Origin of the sequence: Tateyamaria sp. (assembly GCF_039940735.1) — a bacterium.
In the GTDB taxonomy this organism is placed as follows: domain Bacteria; phylum Pseudomonadota; class Alphaproteobacteria; order Rhodobacterales; family Rhodobacteraceae; genus Tateyamaria.
This window is the reverse complement of the sequence record NZ_JBDVGB010000018.1, coordinates 38,743-55,108: the sequence shown is the minus strand read 5'-3', so window position 1 is coordinate 55,108 and position 16,366 is coordinate 38,743. Positions and strand designations below refer to the sequence as shown.

Here is a 16,366-nt window from a genome sequence, read left to right as displayed (position 1 = left end):
GAAAAAATGCGCCAAGCGCTTGGCCTTGGGCAGCCGATCCACGTGCAATATTACAAATGGATTGTGCAGTTTTTCTGGATCGAACCGCAGGTGTTGTTTGACCATTGGTTCGGCACCAGCTTTGCCGAAGGCAAGCAGCGCGTGATTTCGTGGCAAACCCGCAGCCCTGTCATGGACATCGTGGTGCAGCGCCTGCCCCAAACCCTTTGGGTTGTCGGCCTGTCCTACATGGTGGGCATTCTGATTGCGCTGCCGATCGGGATTTATTCGGCCTACAAACAGTATTCCGTGTTTGATCAATCCGGCACGTTCATCACGATGATCGGCTTTTCAATCCCGCCGTTCTTTACCGGGCCTTTGCTGATCGTGGTGTTTTCCGTGCAACTGGGATGGTTGCCGTCAATTTATGACACCACCCTTGTGGTGACGGATTGGGCCACCTTTAAGCTGCAATTCATGCAGATGGTCATGCCGGTGATGGTGCTGGCCTTGCAGACCACAGCGCAAATTTCGCGCTATATGCGGTCATCCATGCTGGACAATCTGGGCCAAGATTACGTGCGCACGGCGCGCGCCAAGGGTCTGCGCGAAGGCGTCGTTGTCATGCAACACGTGCTGCGCAATTCGATGATCCCGGTGATTACAGTCATCGCACTGGGGATCCCTGCGATCTTTGGCGGCGCGATCATCACTGAAAACGTGTTCAAGGTGAACGGCATCGGGCAGCTTTTGCTGACCGCGTTGTTTGCCAACGACATCCCAATGGTGATGACGCTGACCTTTATCTTTGCGATCCTGATCGTGCTCTTTAACCTTATTGCCGATGTGCTTTACGGCGTGCTCGACCCGAGGATCCGCTATGACTGATCAAGCAATCGACCCCTACGCGGCCCTACAAGACAAAGAGCCACCAAAGCCTCCGCGCAGCCAGTGGAAGGACGTGTGGGACCAATTCAAGCACCACAAGGGCGCACTGTTTGGTGGCGGCTTTCTGGTGTTCATCACACTGGCCGTGCTGATTGGCCCCTATGTCTGGCAAGTCGACCCGCAAAAGGTCGATATCCGCAACAAGGACATGCGCCCCATTTTCACCGCCCTTTGGGATGGCACGGCCAAGGTCGGCTGGTTCCGCCCCTTGGGCACCGACAACCTTGGGCGTGATATCCTTGCCAACCTGATTGCAGGTGGGCGTGCGTCTATGGCTGTGGGCTGGGCCGCAATGGTGTTGGCGCTGTTGATCGGCACGCTTGTAGGCGTGCTTTCAGGTTATTTCAAAAAGGCTGACTTTTGGCTGATGCGCTTTACCGACCTTGTGCTGTCCTTGCCCATCCTGCCCCTACTGCTGGTGGCTGTGACCTTGTTTCGCCAACCGTTGCGCGCCAACTTTGGCCCCGAGGGGGGCATGTTTATTCTGATCGTGGGGGTCATTGGCCTGACCTCATGGATGCAAACCGCCCGCATCGTGCGCGGCGATATTCTGGCCCTCAAGGAACGCGAGTTCATCTTGGCGGCCCGATCCATTGGCACAACGTCGACGTCCATCATCCTACGGCACCTGCTGCCCAACGTGATTTCGCCCATCATGGTGTCGGCCACCCTGGGGCTGGCCACCGCGATCATCACCGAAAGCGCGTTGTCGTTTCTTGGTGTTGGCTTTCCATCAGATTTCCCCACATGGGGTAAAATTTTGGCGGATTCAGTGCAGCGGATGGAGCAATACCCCGAGCGTGTCATCCTGCCCGGTATCTTGATTTCACTGACGGTTTTGGGGGTGAACTACCTTGGCGATGGCCTGCGCGACGCGCTTGATCCACGGATCCGGGGGCGTTGAGGTTCTAGGGATTAATGAAGGCTAGGGATTGCTGGGTGGATGGACCTGACCCAGAGGACTCACTCAGTTTGGTTAGCATTTTGATCGCTCACGCCAAAGTCGCCAGACGAAGATGAGAAGGCAAAACACACCACCTAAAGCAAAAGGGGCGATAGATTTTAAGTCGGTCATTAGGCAACAAGCATTGTATCTATTGAGAAATTCGTCGTTCCATTCTTCATAACCACCATAGGTGAATGTGTAGCCCTTTGCTATTTGCAGGATCAGGTAGCTTATCACTAAGAGAACGATACCCAGTGCGAGAAAAAACCATTTCATAATCGGAGTGTATAGCTGCAGTCTGCTACCATTGCTAGGTCTGGGCTCATTGCTGACATTAAGCCCCCCTACGTCTCAACGTCGCGCCGCAACCGCAGCACTCCGGCCCAGACCAGCCCCACTATTGGCAGCGTGATCATTGCCGTCAGAGCACCCTTGCTCAGGCCCGTCAGCCCGCCCATCGTATACAGCGAATACGACGCCAACAACACCGCGTAGTAGCTGATGGCGACCACCGACAGCGCCTCGACCGTGCGTTGCAGGCGCAGTTGCAGATCGGACCGTTTGTCCATGCTTTCCAGCAGTGCTTGGTTTTGAACTGAACACTCCACACCCACTCGTGTGCCCAACAGGTTAGCGGCCCGCACGTCGATGGGGCGCAAATGAAAAAACACCACACAGATATCCGGGCGGTGCTTTTCAGATTGTATCTATCTGCCAAGTAAGGTGTGTTCTTAACGCACCCTCCCGCCCGATTGTCTCACCAGAGGTGAATTAATCAATCATCGGCAACCATTTAAACCTTTATCAAAGTCAAATTTGGCAAGCTCATTTACAGCATTTTTTGGTGGGTGCCGCAGCCAACACGTGGCCGTAGGCTACTTTCAACCGTTCAAATCTTTGCGGTCTTTGGGCGTCAAAGGCAGGTCGCCGTTTTGCAAAACGCGCGCAACAAGAGCACCGTGGCCCTTGGCTTTTGCCAGCTTCAGCAACCCCAAAACAAAGTCACGATCCGAATGCCGCTTGCGCAAAAGTTGGTGAAATTTTAAGGGCCTCATCCCGCCTTTGATTGCACGGCTGGCCACCGTCGAAATAAGGCCCATGGCTTTGAGTTGCTGGGGGACGCGATGGCCTAAGAAAGGTGTGCGATAATGTTCGACCTGTGGCCCGGAAAAGCGCACCGCATGGGCCGCGTCAGCCCCCCACCAAGGGTCATAAATGAGCTTCACCGATGCGGCTTTGAACACGGTTTGGGTGGCATCCACCCAAGGGCCAGACCACTGGCCCAATTTACGCCCACCCGGATAACGCATCTCGAATGGGACGATCGATTTGCGCAGCGTCGATTGCGGAGAAATCGCCACCACCCGTGCCCCCGGATGCACAATCGAAAAGGCGCAAGCCGCATAACCACCCATAGACGCGCCGTAAAACACCACCTCGTCAAAGCCGCGAAAGAACTTATCGTCGCGCAATTCGCGGTACATCGTGAACATGTCTTTGTGACGGAACCAGTCGTTCTGCTTGGTCATGTTGCCCAAGTGCGACCACCCCATTTCCTCGGCCAACCCATAGCCCCACGGCAAGCGCGGCGGAACGGAATGGATAGAGCCAAGATGATCAAAGCTGACCAACAGCTTTTTATTGCGCGGCATAAACACCGCACAATGACCGGGCATGTTGCGGATGAACCCTTGCCGCCCGGATTTGGCAGATGCCTCAAGAATGGCTTTGATCAACGTCACTGGCGACTTTCCTTTGACGCGGTTGCAAGGGTTCCCGCCGCACGGTCGGCGCTGGTGTGGCGCGTTACGCCGCGCCGCGGATAAGTTTCACAATTAACAGTTCTTTTTACCAAACCAGCAACGGAATGCGCGAGGGCCTTCGTATAACCTCACATATTTCGGCGTTTAAACGCGCAAAGGCAGACCACTCACGAAAAAAGGGCACCGCTTCTTTATCAAGCGGTGCCCTCATTTTGTTCATGTGTTCTCAGATGAGGGTTGCGCGACCTAGCGCGCCCTCGTGCCGGGTCAGTCGATCAATGGCAAAAGCTTATCAATCGACGCTTTCGCATCGCCATAAAACATCCGCGTGTTATCCTTGAAGAACAGTGGGTTTTCGATACCTGAATACCCTGTCCCCTGCCCCCGCTTGGACACAAACACTTGCTTGGCTTTCCAGCATTCCAGAACCGGCATGCCTGCGATAGGCGAGTTCGGATCGTCTTGTGCCGCTGGGTTAACGATGTCGTTTGACCCAATCACAATGGCAACGTCCGTTTCTGGGAAGTCGTCGTTGATCTCGTCCATCTCCATCACGATGTCATATGGCACTTTGGCTTCGGCCAGCAGAACGTTCATGTGGCCCGGCAAACGCCCCGCAACGGGGTGGATCGCAAAGCGTACATTTTTGCCCGCCGCGCGCAGTTTACGCGTCAGTTCGGCGACGCCTTGCTGCGCTTGCGCCACAGCCATGCCGTAACCGGGGATGATAACCACGCTGTCGGCTTCGTTCAGGGCCGACGCAACGCCGTCCGCTTCGATGGCGATCTGTTCGCCCTCAACCGCCATCTGTTCGCCCGCAGGGCCACCAAAGCCGCCCAAGATCACGCTGATGAACGATCGGTTCATCGCCTTACACATGATGTAGGACAGGATCGCCCCAGAGGAACCAACCAGCGCGCCGACCACGATCAACAGATCGTTGCCAAGGCTGAAACCAATCGCCGCAGCCGCCCAACCGGAATAGCTGTTCAGCATGGACACAACGACAGGCATGTCCGCGCCGCCAATGCCCATGATCAGGTGGTAGCCGATGAACAACGCCGCCAGCGTCATTATGAACAGTGGGAAAAAGCCGCCGGTGTTAAAGTACCAGATCAACGTCAAAAGCGAGACCGCAGCCGCCCCGATGTTCAGCATGTGACCACCCGGCAGCTTTGTCGCTGCAGAATCCACTTTGCCCGCCAGTTTGCCATAGGCAATGACCGACCCGGTAAAGGTGATCGCACCGATAAAGATGCCAAGGAACAGCTCAACCCGCAGAATGGCGATTTCGACGCCGTCCTTTTTGGCCAGCAATGCGGCAAAGCCTTCAAGCCCCTTGCGCGTTGCTTCGTCCATGGCCAAGACGCGACCGAGTTCGACGTGCGCAACCAAGCCGACGAACACGGCAGCCAGACCCACAAGCGAGTGCATGGCGGCGACAAGTTCGGGCATCTGCGTCATTTGTACTTTGGTGGCGAGTTGATAGCCGATCGCACCACCTGCACCGATCAAAATGACCGACAGAAACCAATAACCAGATCCGGGCCCGATGATGGTCGCCGCGATGGCCAACCCCATGCCTACGATACCATACCAAACAGCCCGTTTGGCGCTTTCCTGACCGGACAACCCGCCAAGGCTAAGGATGAAAAGAATAGCTGCAACCACATAGGCCGCTGTTGTGAAACCAAGTGCCATGATCCCGCCTCCTTACGATTTCTGGAACATGGCAAGCATGCGCCGCGTGACTAAAAAGCCACCAAAGATGTTAATACCGGTCATAAAGACCGCCAAAGCCGCCAGCAGAATGACCAGGAAAGACCCCGATCCGATCTGCACAAGCGCGCCCAAAATGATGATGGACGAGATCGCGTTGGTTACCGCCATCAGTGGTGTGTGCAGGCTGTGCGCCACGCCCCAGATCACTTGGAAGCCAACAAAGACGGCCAAAACGAACACGATGAAGTGCTGCATAAAGCTTGCTGGTGCGACCAGACCGACAGCAAGCAACAGCGCGCCACCGATGGCCAACAGGCCGACTTGGGTTTTGGTCTGTTGCTTGAAGGCAGCCGTTTCTGCGGCGCGCTTTTCTTCTGGCGTCAGTTCTTTGGCCGCTTCCTTTTTGGGGGCCGCAGCGATGGCGGCCACCTTGGGTGGTGGCGGCGGGAAAGTGACGGCCGTGGCATGCGCAATGGTGGCGCCGCGGATCACGTCATCTTCCATGTTGTGATTGATTTCGCCGTCTTTTTCCGGCGTCAGGTCCGTCATCAGGTGGCGAATGTTGGTGGAATAAAGGCTAGACGCCTGCGATGCCATCCGGCTTGGGAAATCAGTGTAACCGATGATGGTCACACCGTTTTCGGTCACGACTTTTTCGTCCATGACGGTCAGCTTACAGTTGCCGCCCTTTTCAGCCGCAAGGTCTACAATCACCGATCCGGGCTTCATGGCCGCGACCATATCTTCGGTCCACAGCTCTGGCGCTTCGCGGTTCGGGATCAGCGCCGTGGTGATGACGATGTCAACTTCGGGGGCCAATTCGCGGAATTTGGCCAGCTGGGCCTCGCGGAATTCAGGACTAGAAACCGAGGCATAGCCACCCGTCGCCGCGCCATCTGTTTGTTCTTCTTCAAAGTCGAGGTACACAAATTCTGCGCCCATGCTTTCGACTTGTTCCGCCACTTCGGGGCGTACGTCAAAGGCCAAAGTGATTGCACCCAGCGACGTCGATGTGCCAATCGCGGCAAGGCCTGCGACGCCTGCGCCAACAACCAGCACTTTGGCCGGAGGCACCTTGCCCGCAGCTGTAATTTGTCCGGTAAAGAAGCGGCCAAAGTTGTTGCCGGCCTCGATCACCGCGCGGTAACCCGCAATGTTCGCCATCGACGACAACGCGTCCATTTTTTGGGCGCGGCTGATCCGTGGGATCATTTCCATCGCAACAACGGTCGCGCCTTTTGTGGCGGCGGATTTCATCTTTTTCTCGTCAGCGACCGGGCTAAAGAAGGAAATCAACGTCTGACCTTCGCGCAGGCGCTTCATCTCGGTTGCGTCCGGTACGCGCACTTTGGCAAGCACGTCAGCGGCTTTCCAAAGGGCGGCTGCGGTTTTAACAACCTCGACACCGGCGGCTGTGTATGCGGCGTCGTCAAACCCGGCCTCTAGCCCCGCACCCGTTTCGATCACGCATGTGTGGCCCAGTTTTTGCAGGGCTGTGGCGCTGTCCGGCGTCATGGCGACCCGGCGCTCTCCGGCAAAGGTTTCTTTGGGTGTCCCGATCTTCATACGGAGCTCTCCTTCTGGCGTGCGTGGCAATGATGGTGCGGCAAGGACCGGGTGCAAGTCGGTGCTCGCCGCATCACGCTCCACTATCGTCCCCACCGCTGGGTTTCAAGCCAAGCAACCAAAAGTGGCAGGTCCTTCGTTCAAAAATTCACCCAACGGCCTACTTTTAACGCATAACGCGGAAAGTCGACCGGGAACGCGTGACGCATGCGATCCTCTTCGTGCACAATAAAGTGGCGTTCAATCCACCACACAAACAGCGGCACCAACACCAAAGACGGCAACGCGTCAAAGCACAAGATGAGTCCGGTCAATATAAGAGCATCGGCAAGGTAAATCGGGTTGCGGGTTCGTGCGAAAATTCCCGTCGTCAACAAATGTGTTGGCGTTTGATGCGGCACAATTGTTGTACGCGCGCGCCAAAAGGCGAAGGCCGCCGCACCGATCAAAATAGCCCCAGCCCCAATCAATAGACCACCCATCGTCCGCGTCAGCGGGTGATCGATGCTATACCCCAGCGGGAAAAATCGGCCCTGACACCATGCCACGAGCAATGCCATCACCAACCACACCGGTGGAATATCGAGAATATTCTTCATTTGAGCACCTCAAGCCTGACGCTGCCCTTACCCGTCCAGCGTGTCAATCAATTGAGCCCAAAACGATGGAACGTTGGTTTGGCCAAACTGTTGGTGCAACCTAAATTGCGCCACCCGGTAAGGGCGGATCATGATCCGCCTTACGATCAACTCATATGCACAGAAACATCCGCAAGCTATTTGGTTATGCGACAAAAGTGGTTTGTCCGTAAGGCGCAAGTGTCCTGCGCCCCTGCCAAGGGCCATAGGCCGTACCCACGGGTGTATTTGGATCGTAAGTGCCGCGACCAATTGCGCGGTGAACGGATGAATGCGGCCAGTCAATGGGCCTGCGAACAAGTCCAGCCTGCACCGGCGCCGAAAAGATCATGTGTCGGTGCGCTTCAAAGTCGTCCTTATCGCGGATCGCATGTTCCCAAAAGCGGCGTTGCCAGATGCCCTTTTCGCCGGGGCGCAGGCGCATCGATTCACCCACATCAGATGTCGGGCACGCCCGTGAAAACAAGCTTTTCACCATGCGCCAACGTTTGGAATAGTCCGCATCCCCTTCCGGCAACGTCCAAATCGTGTGGATCGCATCCCCAAGCACAACGATCTCTTCGATCTCAAAAGGATGTCGCTGATGGGTCTGTCGCATGACGTTGCGCAGCAGATCGATTTTGCGCAGCAAAATATCACTGCCACGACGGGCCGCGCGTGCGCTAAAAAAGTAGGTGCCACCAGCGTGGCGCGATCGGGTGTAATTCGACATGGACGCAGGCTATGCGCCGCATGGTTAATTCTAACTTAATCCAGCTTTAGGCGCTGCGCAGCATGGGGCGCGCACGTTTGCCATCGGCCCAGTCGCGACATGCCTCACCAAAGGCCTCAAACAGAGGGCGCGATACAGGGTCGGCTTTGGCATTCCATTCGGGGTGCCATTGTACCGACAAGGTAAAGCCGGGTGCGCCATCGATATAGGTCGCCTCAGCCGTGCCATCGGGGGCATGTCCATCCACGACCACGCGCGGACCGGCGGTTTTGATCCCCTGCCCGTGCAGCGTATTGGTCAGCACCGATTGCGCGCCCATCAGTTTGTGAAACACACCGTCTTGCGAAAACGATACATTGTGGCGCAGGGCAAATTTCTCTTCCAACGTCCCATCAGGGGGCATGCGGTGGTTTTCTCGGCCCGGCAAATCACGAATTTCAGGATAAAGCGTGCCCCCCATCGCGACGTTTACCTCTTGAAAACCGCGGCAGATGCCCAAGAATGGCTGGCCGCGTTCCACAAGCGCGCGGATCAATGGCAACGTGACTGCATCCCGGTTGCGATCAAAATCGCCGTGGGCCGGGGTTGCATTTTCGCCGTATTCTTCGGGGTGCACGTTCGCGCGCGCGCCCGTAAAGACAAACCCAGCGCACTGTTCCAAAAGGTCAGACACGCGCACGCTGTCCGGCTCGCAAGGCACAAGCAAAGGCAAGCCTTCGCACACATCCGCCACAGCCGATATGTTGATCACCCCAGCGCCCTGAACATGATATTGGTCATTGATGCAGTGCAGATTGGAAATGATACCAATGATGGGGCGGGCCATAGTGTCCTCTTAATTCGCGCGATTGTGAGCTGTATACCCAGCAATACCGCGCGCGCCTAGTGCGGCCTTGCGCGCATGTCACTGTGCACAAAGCCGCGAAGCAAGAACTGCTTAAACTTCAGGCGTAAGGTTGGCGGCCTCGATACCGGCCACGGCCGCAAGGGCGTCATTGTCGGATGTGTCGCCCGTGACACCTACAGCCCCGACAATCGCGCCCTTTTTGTCGCGCAACAACACGCCACCCGGCACAGGCACAACCTGCCCGTCAAAAAGCCCGTTCACAGCAGTCATAAAGTAATGTTGCGCTTCGGCGCGGGCCATCTGTGCCGTCCCCGCCATGCCAAGCATCACGCTGCCATAGGCCTTGCCATGCGCAATCGCAAAACGCCCAACCGAGGCCCCGTCTTCGCGTTCAAACGCCTGCACATGACCCCCTGCATCCAACACAACAACCGACAGGGGTTTTAGCTCCAACTCGCGTCCCTTTTCAAAGGTCTTGCGAATGATCGTGCGCGCCTTGTTCAGTGAAATCGTCATATCCGTCTCCTTTTTGGGCGTGCCTGTGGCGGCCCTTTTATGGTCTGTGCCCGAGTGGGCGCGTTTATATCGTTTATGCCCTAGTCGGCATGGGGGCTGTCTTTAAGCCCCTTTGAATTCCAAACGGCGCGCGTGCAACACAGGTTCGGTATAGCCCGACGGCTGAACACGGCCCGAAATTACCAGATCACATGCCGCCTGAAACGCCACGCCATCAAAGCCGGGCGCCATTGGCGTATATTCGGCATCGCCCGCGTTTTGACGATCGACGACATCCGCCATCTTTTTCAGCGCAGCCATCACTTGGTCCTCGCTGACCACGCCGTGGTGCAGCCAGTTTGCCAAAGCCTGCGCGCTGATGCGGCAGGTTGCGCGATCTTCCATGAGGCCCACATCGTTGATGTCCGGCACCTTGGAACACCCAACACCTTGATCGACCCAGCGCACCACATAGCCCAAAATGCCTTGCGCATTGTTTTCCAATTCACGCGCGATTTCCGCGTCTGAAAAGTTGCGCCCGACAGCGACGGGGATGGTCAAAAGGTCGCTTAGAGTGCCGCGCGCACCCGTGCTGCGCAATTCGTCCTGACGCGCCAGCACATCGACCTTGTGATAGTGCGTGGCGTGCAGTGTGGCGGCAGTTGGCGATGGCACCCAAGCACATGTGGCACCTGATTGCGGGTGGCCGATTTTGGCCTCAAGCATATCGGCCATCAGATCGGGCATCGCCCACATGCCTTTGCCGATTTGCGCGCGCCCCTTCAGGCCACACGCCAGACCGATGTCGACATTGCGATCTTCATAAGACGCGATCCATGGCGCGCCTTTCATTTCGCCTTTGGGCACCATTGGCCCTGCTTCCATGCTCGTGTGGATTTCGTCGCCTGTGCGATCAAGGAAGCCGGTGTTGATAAAGGCCACACGCGATTTGGCAGCGCGGATACATTCCTTGAGGTTGGCCGAGGTGCGGCGCTCTTCGTCCATAATGCCCAGTTTGACGGTGTTGCCAGGCAAGCCCAGAACCTTTTCGACACGGGTGAAAATCTCGTCAGCAAAGGCGACTTCGACAGGCCCGTGCATCTTGGGTTTCACCACATAAACAGACCCCGCCACCGAATTACGCAAGCCATCTGACTTTTGCAAATCATGCATGGCAATCAGCGAAGTGATCATCGCATCCATCAGACCTTCGCCGATTTCCAGCCCATCACGGTCCAGAATGGCAGGGTTGGTCATCAGGTGGCCCACATTGCGCACCAGCATCAGGCTGCGCCCTTTGACGCTTACCTTTGTCCCGTTGCTTGCCTCAAAATACTTGTCGTCATGCATACGACGCGTGACCGTCTTGCCACCTTTTTCAAAGGTTTCGGACAAGTCGCCCTTCATCAGGCCGAGCCAGTTTGTATAGGCCAGCACCTTGTCAGGCGCGTCTACGGCGGCCACGGAATCTTCGCAATCCATGATGGTCGACAGTGCGGATTCAAGCAGCACATCTGCGATGCCTGCAGGATCGCTTTCGCCAATGACGCTGGTTTTGTCCACTTGAACAATGATGTGCAGGCCGTTGTTCTTCAAAAGAACTTCTGCGCCACCGTCTTTGATACCCGCAAATTGTGCAGGTGTGGCAAGGCGCGCCACACCATTGGCCGTGCTAAGCGCCAAGCCATCAGCGTCTTGCGCCAAACCCGTGACGTCGGCCCATTTGGCGCCTGCCAGCGGCGTGGAATCGTCCAAAAATGCCTTGGCCCATGCAATCACACGCGCACCGCGGCCTGCGTCATACCCCTTGCCGCTTGGCAAATCGCCCAGCGCGTCGGTGCCATAAAGTGCATCATAAAGACTGCCCCAACGGGCATTGGCCGCGTTCAGCGCAAAGCGCGCATTGGTGATCGGCACCACCAGCTGCGCACCGGGCACAAGCGCGATTTCAGGATCCACATTGGCGGTATCAATTTCGAAATCACCGCCCTCGGGCACAAGGTAACCGATGTCTTTCAGAAAAGCGGTATAGGCATCAGCGTCGAAATCAGAACTACGATTGGCCACGTGCCATGCGTCGATCTTGGCCTGAATGTCTTCGCGGGTTTGCAGTAGGGCGCGATTTTTGGGGCCCAAGTCGTGCACCAAAGCCGAAAACCCAGCCCAGAAATCTGCCAAGGCCACACCGGTGCCCGGCAAGGCGTGGGTTTCGATAAACTGTGCCAGCGTATCCGCCACCCGCAGTTCTGCGCGTTCTACATATGTCGACATGCGATGCTCTCCTGACGATAAATTTCGAGTCGTCGTCAGGATTAGTGAAAAAGTTTCCTATCGTAAACATCATTGGTCAATTAATTTTACCAAACTTATTCTAGCCTACAAATTTACTGTGGATTTTTGGTCAAATTAAACCTGCCTGCGACATCGTTCAGAGCAATAACGCACCTCTTCCCAGACCTTTTCCCATTTCTTGCGCCACGTGAACGGACGCTTACACACGAGGCATGTCTTTTGCGGCAGGTCTGCTTTTTTGCGCATTCGTCCCATCTAGACACTGTCCTTGTTTGGCGGGCACTGGTTTGCGCCCAGCAGGTTATCGGCCACCTGCCTCAAGAGAATGTGGCACCCCATCGGCATTTCAAGGCCGAAGCGCCGTGCACCAAAGCTTGAAGCCGGCCTGCCTGCGCGTTACGTCCTAAGGTAGCCCTGCCCCAACCTGAGAAAGTGACTTGTTATGCGCGACGCGGCCCCCCAGACGATCTTTCTCAAGGACTATACGCCGTTTGGCTTTCAAGTGCAGGATGTTCACCTGACCTTTGATCTGGCCCCAAACGCGACGCATGTGACCGCGCGCATTCGCTTTGCCCCAATCAAAGGCGCTGCGGACAAGACGTTTTTCTTGCACGGCGAAAACGTGACGCTGATATCTGCCAAAATCGACGGCGAGGTCGTCACCCCAAAAATCACCCCCGAAGGGCTAACATGCGACGTGCCAGACATGCCCTTTACCTGGGAATCCGAGGTCAAGATCGACCCCGCCGCCAACACCGCCCTTGAAGGGTTGTACCTGTCCAATGGCATGTACTGCACCCAATGCGAGGCCGAGGGCTTTCGCAAGATCACCTATTACCCCGACCGCCCCGATGTCATGAGCACCTTTACCGTGCGCATCAACGGCCCCCACGGCACGTTGCTGTCCAACGGCAACCCGGTCGCGTCAGGGGACGGCTGGGCCGAATGGCATGACCCATGGCCCAAACCCGCGTATCTGTTTGCGCTGGTCGCAGGCGAGTTGATCGCGCACCGCGACAGTTTCACCACATCTGAGGGGCGCAAGGTTGATCTGGCGCTCTATGTACGTGCGGGCGACGAAGGCAAATGCGCCTTTGGCATGCAGGCCCTCAAGGACTCGATGAAATGGGACGAAGACGTCTATGGCCGCGCCTATGATTTGGATGTGTTCAACATTGTCGCCGTTGACGATTTCAACATGGGGGCGATGGAGAACAAGGGGCTGAACATCTTTAACGCCTCTGCGGTGCTGGCCAGCCCTGAAACCTCGACGGATATGAATTTCGAACGCATCGAAGCGATCATCGCCCACGAGTATTTTCACAACTGGACGGGCAACCGCATCACCTGCCGTGATTGGTTCCAACTGTGCCTCAAGGAAGGGCTGACCGTGTTCCGCGACAGCCAGTTCACCGCCGACATGCGATCTGAACCCGTCAAACGCATCAGCGATGTGATCGATTTGCGTGGCCGCCAGTTCCCCGAAGATCAAGGTCCCCTCGCCCACCCGGTGCGCCCCGAGAGCTTTCAAGAAATCAACAATTTCTACACCGCCACCATCTATGAAAAAGGCGCCGAGGTCATCCGCATGCTGAAAACGCTTGTGGGCGACGCGGCCTATTCCAAAGCGTTGGACCTGTATTTTGACCGCCACGATGGGCAGGCCTGCACAATCGAGGACTGGCTGGCCGTGTTCCAAGACGCGACAGGTCGCGATCTGACCCAATTCAAACGTTGGTATTCCCAAGCGGGTACGCCGCGCGTCGCGGTTTCTGAGGCGTTTGAGAATGGCACCTATACCCTGAGCTTTGAGCAAGACACGCCGCCCTCGGCCACCACCGCCGATCCGCAACCGCAGGTGATCCCGGTCGCCGTTGGGCTGTTGGCCGCCGATGGCTCCGAAGCCCTGCCCACGCAAATCCTTGAGCTGACCGAAGCCCGCCAATCCTTTACCTTTCCGGGATTGGCCGCCAAGCCTGTGCCCTCGATCTTGCGCGGGTTTTCCGCGCCAGTGGTGCTGGATCACGCCGCCGATCACGCGTTCTTGCTGGCGCATGACACCGATCCGTTCAACCGATGGGAGGCGGCCAATAAATTGGCCCATGCCTCGCTATTGAGCACGATCACCAAAGGCAGCGCGCCTGACCCCGCTTGGCTGGCAGGCATTGCGCAATTGCTAAATGATGACGCGCTGGATCCGGCCTATCGATCGCTGATGCTGGACTTGCCCGGTCAATCCGAGCTGGCCGCGCAACTGCACCGCGACGGGCACACGCCTGACCCGGATGCGATCTGGAATGCGGTGCATGGGTTGATACAGGCGCTGTCGGACACGATGGCCGACACGTTGCCCGCGCTTTATGCCGCCAACCAAGTCAGCGACGCATACGCCCCCGACGCCGCCCAATCGGGCATGCGCGCCCTTGGCAGCACCGTGCTGAACTTACTGACACGCCAAGACGGCGGCGATCAGGCACAGGCGCAATACGGCAGTGCAGACAACATGACCTTGCAGCTAAGCGCGCTGGCCAACCTGATCCGCGCAGGGCGCGGCGATGCCGCCTTGGCCCAATTCGAAGCGCAGTGGAAAGATGACCGCCTTGTGATGGACAAGTGGTTCGGCCTGCAAGTGGGCACCGCAAAGCCCGACGATGCTGCCGACACCGCCAAAGCGCTGACAGGTCATGCTGCCTTTAACTGGAAGAACCCCAACCGCTTTCGCGCCACCCTTGGTGCGCTGGCAGGCCACCACGCCGGGTTCCACGCCAAGGATGGGTCCGGATATACGTTGCTGGCCGATTGGTTGATCAAGCTTGATCCCGTCAATCCACAAACCACCGCGCGCATGTGTTCTGCGTTCCAGACTTGGCGGCGCTATGACGCGATACGGCAATCCATGATCAGCAAGGAACTGGATCGCATCGCGGCCACGCCAGACCTAAGCCGCGACACAACCGAAATGATCACGCGCATCCGCGAAGCTTAAGAACCGCACAGCCCCACCGCCACGGCGGGGCTCTTTAGGCGCGAAAATCAACAAGGGGCTGGTTGTAGGTCAGCCCCTCAGCTTCCAGGCGCTGTGCAAGGATTTCGACAAAGGCCTGCCCCGTCTCGTCCGCTTCATAAATGGTGGCCGCTTCTTCGAACAAAGACACAACGGCGGCGTCCACCGATGCGGCACCGGCACTTGTTGGCCCGCCACCACCACCGAATTGACCACCGCCCGGCGGTCCGCCCGCCGCAGGTCCGCCAGCCGGGGGACCACCCGGCGGGCCACCCAACCCGGCCGCGTCACGAAGATCACGCGCATCGATCCCATTGTCCGCCAACGCATTTGCAAGCCCTGCGCCGGGCCCAATGCCTGCATCTTTTATCTCGGTCACGATTTTCTTGGCAGCGTCACCATCCAGACCTTTGGTGTCATAATTCGACAAAATTGCGCTCAACTTGTCGGTCTGGTCGGTGTCCAGGCGCTGACTGGCGAAGCTGGTGCCATGCGTGCCGATATGGGGGGAAATGCTTGGTATCATCCACTTTCCTTTCTTGACGATCAGCATGGAGGTCTGAACATTCGGGTTCCCGTCTTCAGACACCCTCAAACCTTAATGCGGGCTTGAGAAAGCGCTTTTGCCTTAAATCCACAGCAGTTTTCACCCTTGCAGAGCCCCGCCGCGCAAGGCACCTTTGCCGCGAATTTGCAAAGGAACGCTGCGATGACCCAACGCCCTATTTGCCTGATAACAGGTGCCTCTGCCGGGATTGGTGCCGCTTGTGCGCGCCTTGGTGCCGGGACTTATGATTTTGTGCTGAACTATCGCCGCGACACCGTGGGAGCCGAAGCCTCTAAGGCGGCCATCGAGGCCGCAGGTGGCCGCGCAGTTCTGGCGCAGGGCGATGTGTCGAACCCTGCCGACATCGATAAGGTTTACAAGATCGCAGATGACACGTTTGGCCGGGTGAATGTCCTGATCAACAATGCAGGCATCGTCGGCAAATCCGCCAAGTTGACCGAGATAGATCATGCGCGGTTGACCGAGATGATGAATGTCAACGTAATCGGCGCTATGCTTGTCGCAAAAGAGGCCGTCATCCGCATGCAAGCCCAAGGCTCAGGCGGGGCGATCATCAACATCTCGTCCGCAGCGGCACGGTTGGGGTCGGCCAATCAATATGTCGACTATGCGGCCTCCAAAGCGGCGATCGACATCTTTACCAAAGGGCTGTCAGATGAAGTCGCCGCAGACAACATCCGCGTGATGGCGATCCGTCCGGGTCTGATCGACACAGAAATCCATGCCAAAGGGGGCGAACCCGGTCGCGCCCAGCGCTTGGCACACATGGTACCAATGAAGCGCGAAGGATCCGCCGAAGAAGTGGCGCAAGCGATCCTATGGCTGGCCTCAGATCAGGCAAGCTATGTGACGGGATCGACCCTTGATGTGACCGGCGGACGTTAAG

14 protein-coding genes and 1 pseudogene are annotated in these 16,366 nt (G+C 57.2%); 4 read left to right on the top strand and 11 right to left on the bottom strand.

Annotated elements, in window-relative coordinates:
- A partial coding sequence (locus ABJF76_RS04050; protein ID WP_413822512.1) for an ABC transporter permease occupies positions 1–867 on the top strand: 867 nt, incomplete at its 5' end.
- Complete coding sequence (locus ABJF76_RS04045; RefSeq protein ID WP_413821282.1) at positions 860–1,831, top strand: ABC transporter permease; 972 nt, start codon at positions 860–862, stop codon at positions 1,829–1,831. The genes ABJF76_RS04050 and ABJF76_RS04045, both read left to right, overlap by 8 nt.
- 386 nt (positions 1,832–2,217) lie before the next feature.
- Here ABJF76_RS04045 and ABJF76_RS04040 read toward each other — a convergent pair.
- From ABJF76_RS04040 to ABJF76_RS03995, 10 genes and pseudogenes are all read right to left on the bottom strand, one after another.
- A pseudogene (locus ABJF76_RS04040) lies at positions 2,218–2,517 on the bottom strand (DUF3422 family protein); the annotation flags it as partial.
- A 237-nt stretch (positions 2,518–2,754) separates the two neighbouring features.
- On the bottom strand, positions 2,755–3,615 hold the full coding sequence (locus tag ABJF76_RS04035; protein WP_413821281.1) for a hypothetical protein: 861 nt from the start codon (positions 3,613–3,615) through the stop codon (positions 2,755–2,757).
- A 288-nt stretch (positions 3,616–3,903) separates the two neighbouring features.
- Positions 3,904–5,337 (bottom strand): NAD(P)(+) transhydrogenase (Re/Si-specific) subunit beta, encoded by a 1,434-nt coding sequence (locus ABJF76_RS04030; RefSeq protein WP_413821280.1) that lies wholly within the window; start codon positions 5,335–5,337, stop codon positions 3,904–3,906.
- Positions 5,338–5,349: 12 nt separating this feature from the next.
- Positions 5,350–6,924 carry a Re/Si-specific NAD(P)(+) transhydrogenase subunit alpha gene (locus ABJF76_RS04025; RefSeq protein WP_413821279.1) on the bottom strand — a complete coding sequence of 525 codons (1,575 nt, stop codon included), beginning with the start codon at positions 6,922–6,924 and terminating at the stop codon, positions 5,350–5,352.
- Positions 6,925–7,064: 140 nt separating this feature from the next.
- A complete protein-coding gene (locus ABJF76_RS04020; protein WP_413821278.1) occupies positions 7,065–7,523 on the bottom strand; it encodes a methyltransferase family protein in 459 nt (152 codons plus the stop codon).
- A gap of 184 nt (positions 7,524–7,707) precedes the next feature.
- Complete coding sequence (locus ABJF76_RS04015; RefSeq protein ID WP_413821277.1) at positions 7,708–8,274, bottom strand: REP-associated tyrosine transposase; 567 nt, start codon at positions 8,272–8,274, stop codon at positions 7,708–7,710.
- Positions 8,275–8,320: 46 nt separating this feature from the next.
- Positions 8,321–9,100, bottom strand: a complete 780-nt coding sequence (locus ABJF76_RS04010) for a gamma-glutamyl-gamma-aminobutyrate hydrolase family protein (RefSeq protein WP_413821276.1) — start codon at positions 9,098–9,100, stop codon at positions 8,321–8,323.
- 111 nt (positions 9,101–9,211) lie between these two features.
- Positions 9,212–9,637 (bottom strand): GlcG/HbpS family heme-binding protein, encoded by a 426-nt coding sequence (locus ABJF76_RS04005; protein ID WP_413821275.1) that lies wholly within the window; start codon positions 9,635–9,637, stop codon positions 9,212–9,214.
- A 102-nt stretch (positions 9,638–9,739) separates the two neighbouring features.
- Positions 9,740–11,887 (bottom strand): malate synthase G, encoded by a 2,148-nt coding sequence (locus ABJF76_RS04000; RefSeq protein ID WP_413821274.1) that lies wholly within the window; start codon positions 11,885–11,887, stop codon positions 9,740–9,742.
- A 135-nt stretch (positions 11,888–12,022) separates the two neighbouring features.
- Positions 12,023–12,154: a DUF2256 domain-containing protein gene (locus ABJF76_RS03995; protein WP_413821591.1), complete on the bottom strand. Its 132-nt coding sequence runs from the start codon at positions 12,152–12,154 to the stop codon at positions 12,023–12,025.
- Positions 12,155–12,350: 196 nt separating this feature from the next.
- On the opposite strand from ABJF76_RS03995, the gene pepN reads away from it, so the two are divergent.
- Positions 12,351–14,894, top strand: coding sequence for an aminopeptidase N (pepN, locus tag ABJF76_RS03990; RefSeq protein WP_413821273.1), 2,544 nt, complete (start codon positions 12,351–12,353; stop codon positions 14,892–14,894).
- A gap of 34 nt (positions 14,895–14,928) precedes the next feature.
- On the opposite strand, the gene ABJF76_RS03985 is transcribed toward pepN, so the two are convergent.
- Positions 14,929–15,438 carry a hypothetical protein gene (locus tag ABJF76_RS03985; protein WP_413821272.1) on the bottom strand — a complete coding sequence of 170 codons (510 nt, stop codon included), beginning with the start codon at positions 15,436–15,438 and terminating at the stop codon, positions 14,929–14,931.
- Positions 15,439–15,621: 183 nt separating this feature from the next.
- Here ABJF76_RS03985 and ABJF76_RS03980 point away from each other — a divergent pair, with 183 nt between their 5' ends.
- Positions 15,622–16,365 (top strand): SDR family oxidoreductase, encoded by a 744-nt coding sequence (locus ABJF76_RS03980; protein ID WP_413821271.1) that lies wholly within the window; start codon positions 15,622–15,624, stop codon positions 16,363–16,365.
- Position 16,366 lies beyond the last annotated feature (1 nt).

Coding starts and splice junctions, on each gene's coding strand:
- ABJF76_RS04045 (WP_413821282.1), top strand. CDS start 860: ATGACTGATCAAGCAATCGACCCCTACGCGGCCCTACAAGACAAAGAG.
- ABJF76_RS04000 (WP_413821274.1), bottom strand. CDS start 11,887: ATGTCGACATATGTAGAACGCGCAGAACTGCGGGTGGCGGATACGCTG.
- ABJF76_RS04030 (WP_413821280.1), bottom strand. CDS start 5,337: ATGGCACTTGGTTTCACAACAGCGGCCTATGTGGTTGCAGCTATTCTT.
- pepN (WP_413821273.1), top strand. CDS start 12,351: ATGCGCGACGCGGCCCCCCAGACGATCTTTCTCAAGGACTATACGCCG.
- ABJF76_RS04025 (WP_413821279.1), bottom strand. CDS start 6,924: ATGAAGATCGGGACACCCAAAGAAACCTTTGCCGGAGAGCGCCGGGTC.
- ABJF76_RS04020 (WP_413821278.1), bottom strand. CDS start 7,523: ATGAAGAATATTCTCGATATTCCACCGGTGTGGTTGGTGATGGCATTG.
- ABJF76_RS03980 (WP_413821271.1), top strand. CDS start 15,622: ATGACCCAACGCCCTATTTGCCTGATAACAGGTGCCTCTGCCGGGATT.
- ABJF76_RS04010 (WP_413821276.1), bottom strand. CDS start 9,100: ATGGCCCGCCCCATCATTGGTATCATTTCCAATCTGCACTGCATCAAT.
- ABJF76_RS03985 (WP_413821272.1), bottom strand. CDS start 15,438: ATGATACCAAGCATTTCCCCCCATATCGGCACGCATGGCACCAGCTTC.
- ABJF76_RS04005 (WP_413821275.1), bottom strand. CDS start 9,637: ATGACGATTTCACTGAACAAGGCGCGCACGATCATTCGCAAGACCTTT.
- ABJF76_RS03995 (WP_413821591.1), bottom strand. CDS start 12,154: ATGCGCAAAAAAGCAGACCTGCCGCAAAAGACATGCCTCGTGTGTAAG.
- ABJF76_RS04015 (WP_413821277.1), bottom strand. CDS start 8,274: ATGTCGAATTACACCCGATCGCGCCACGCTGGTGGCACCTACTTTTTT.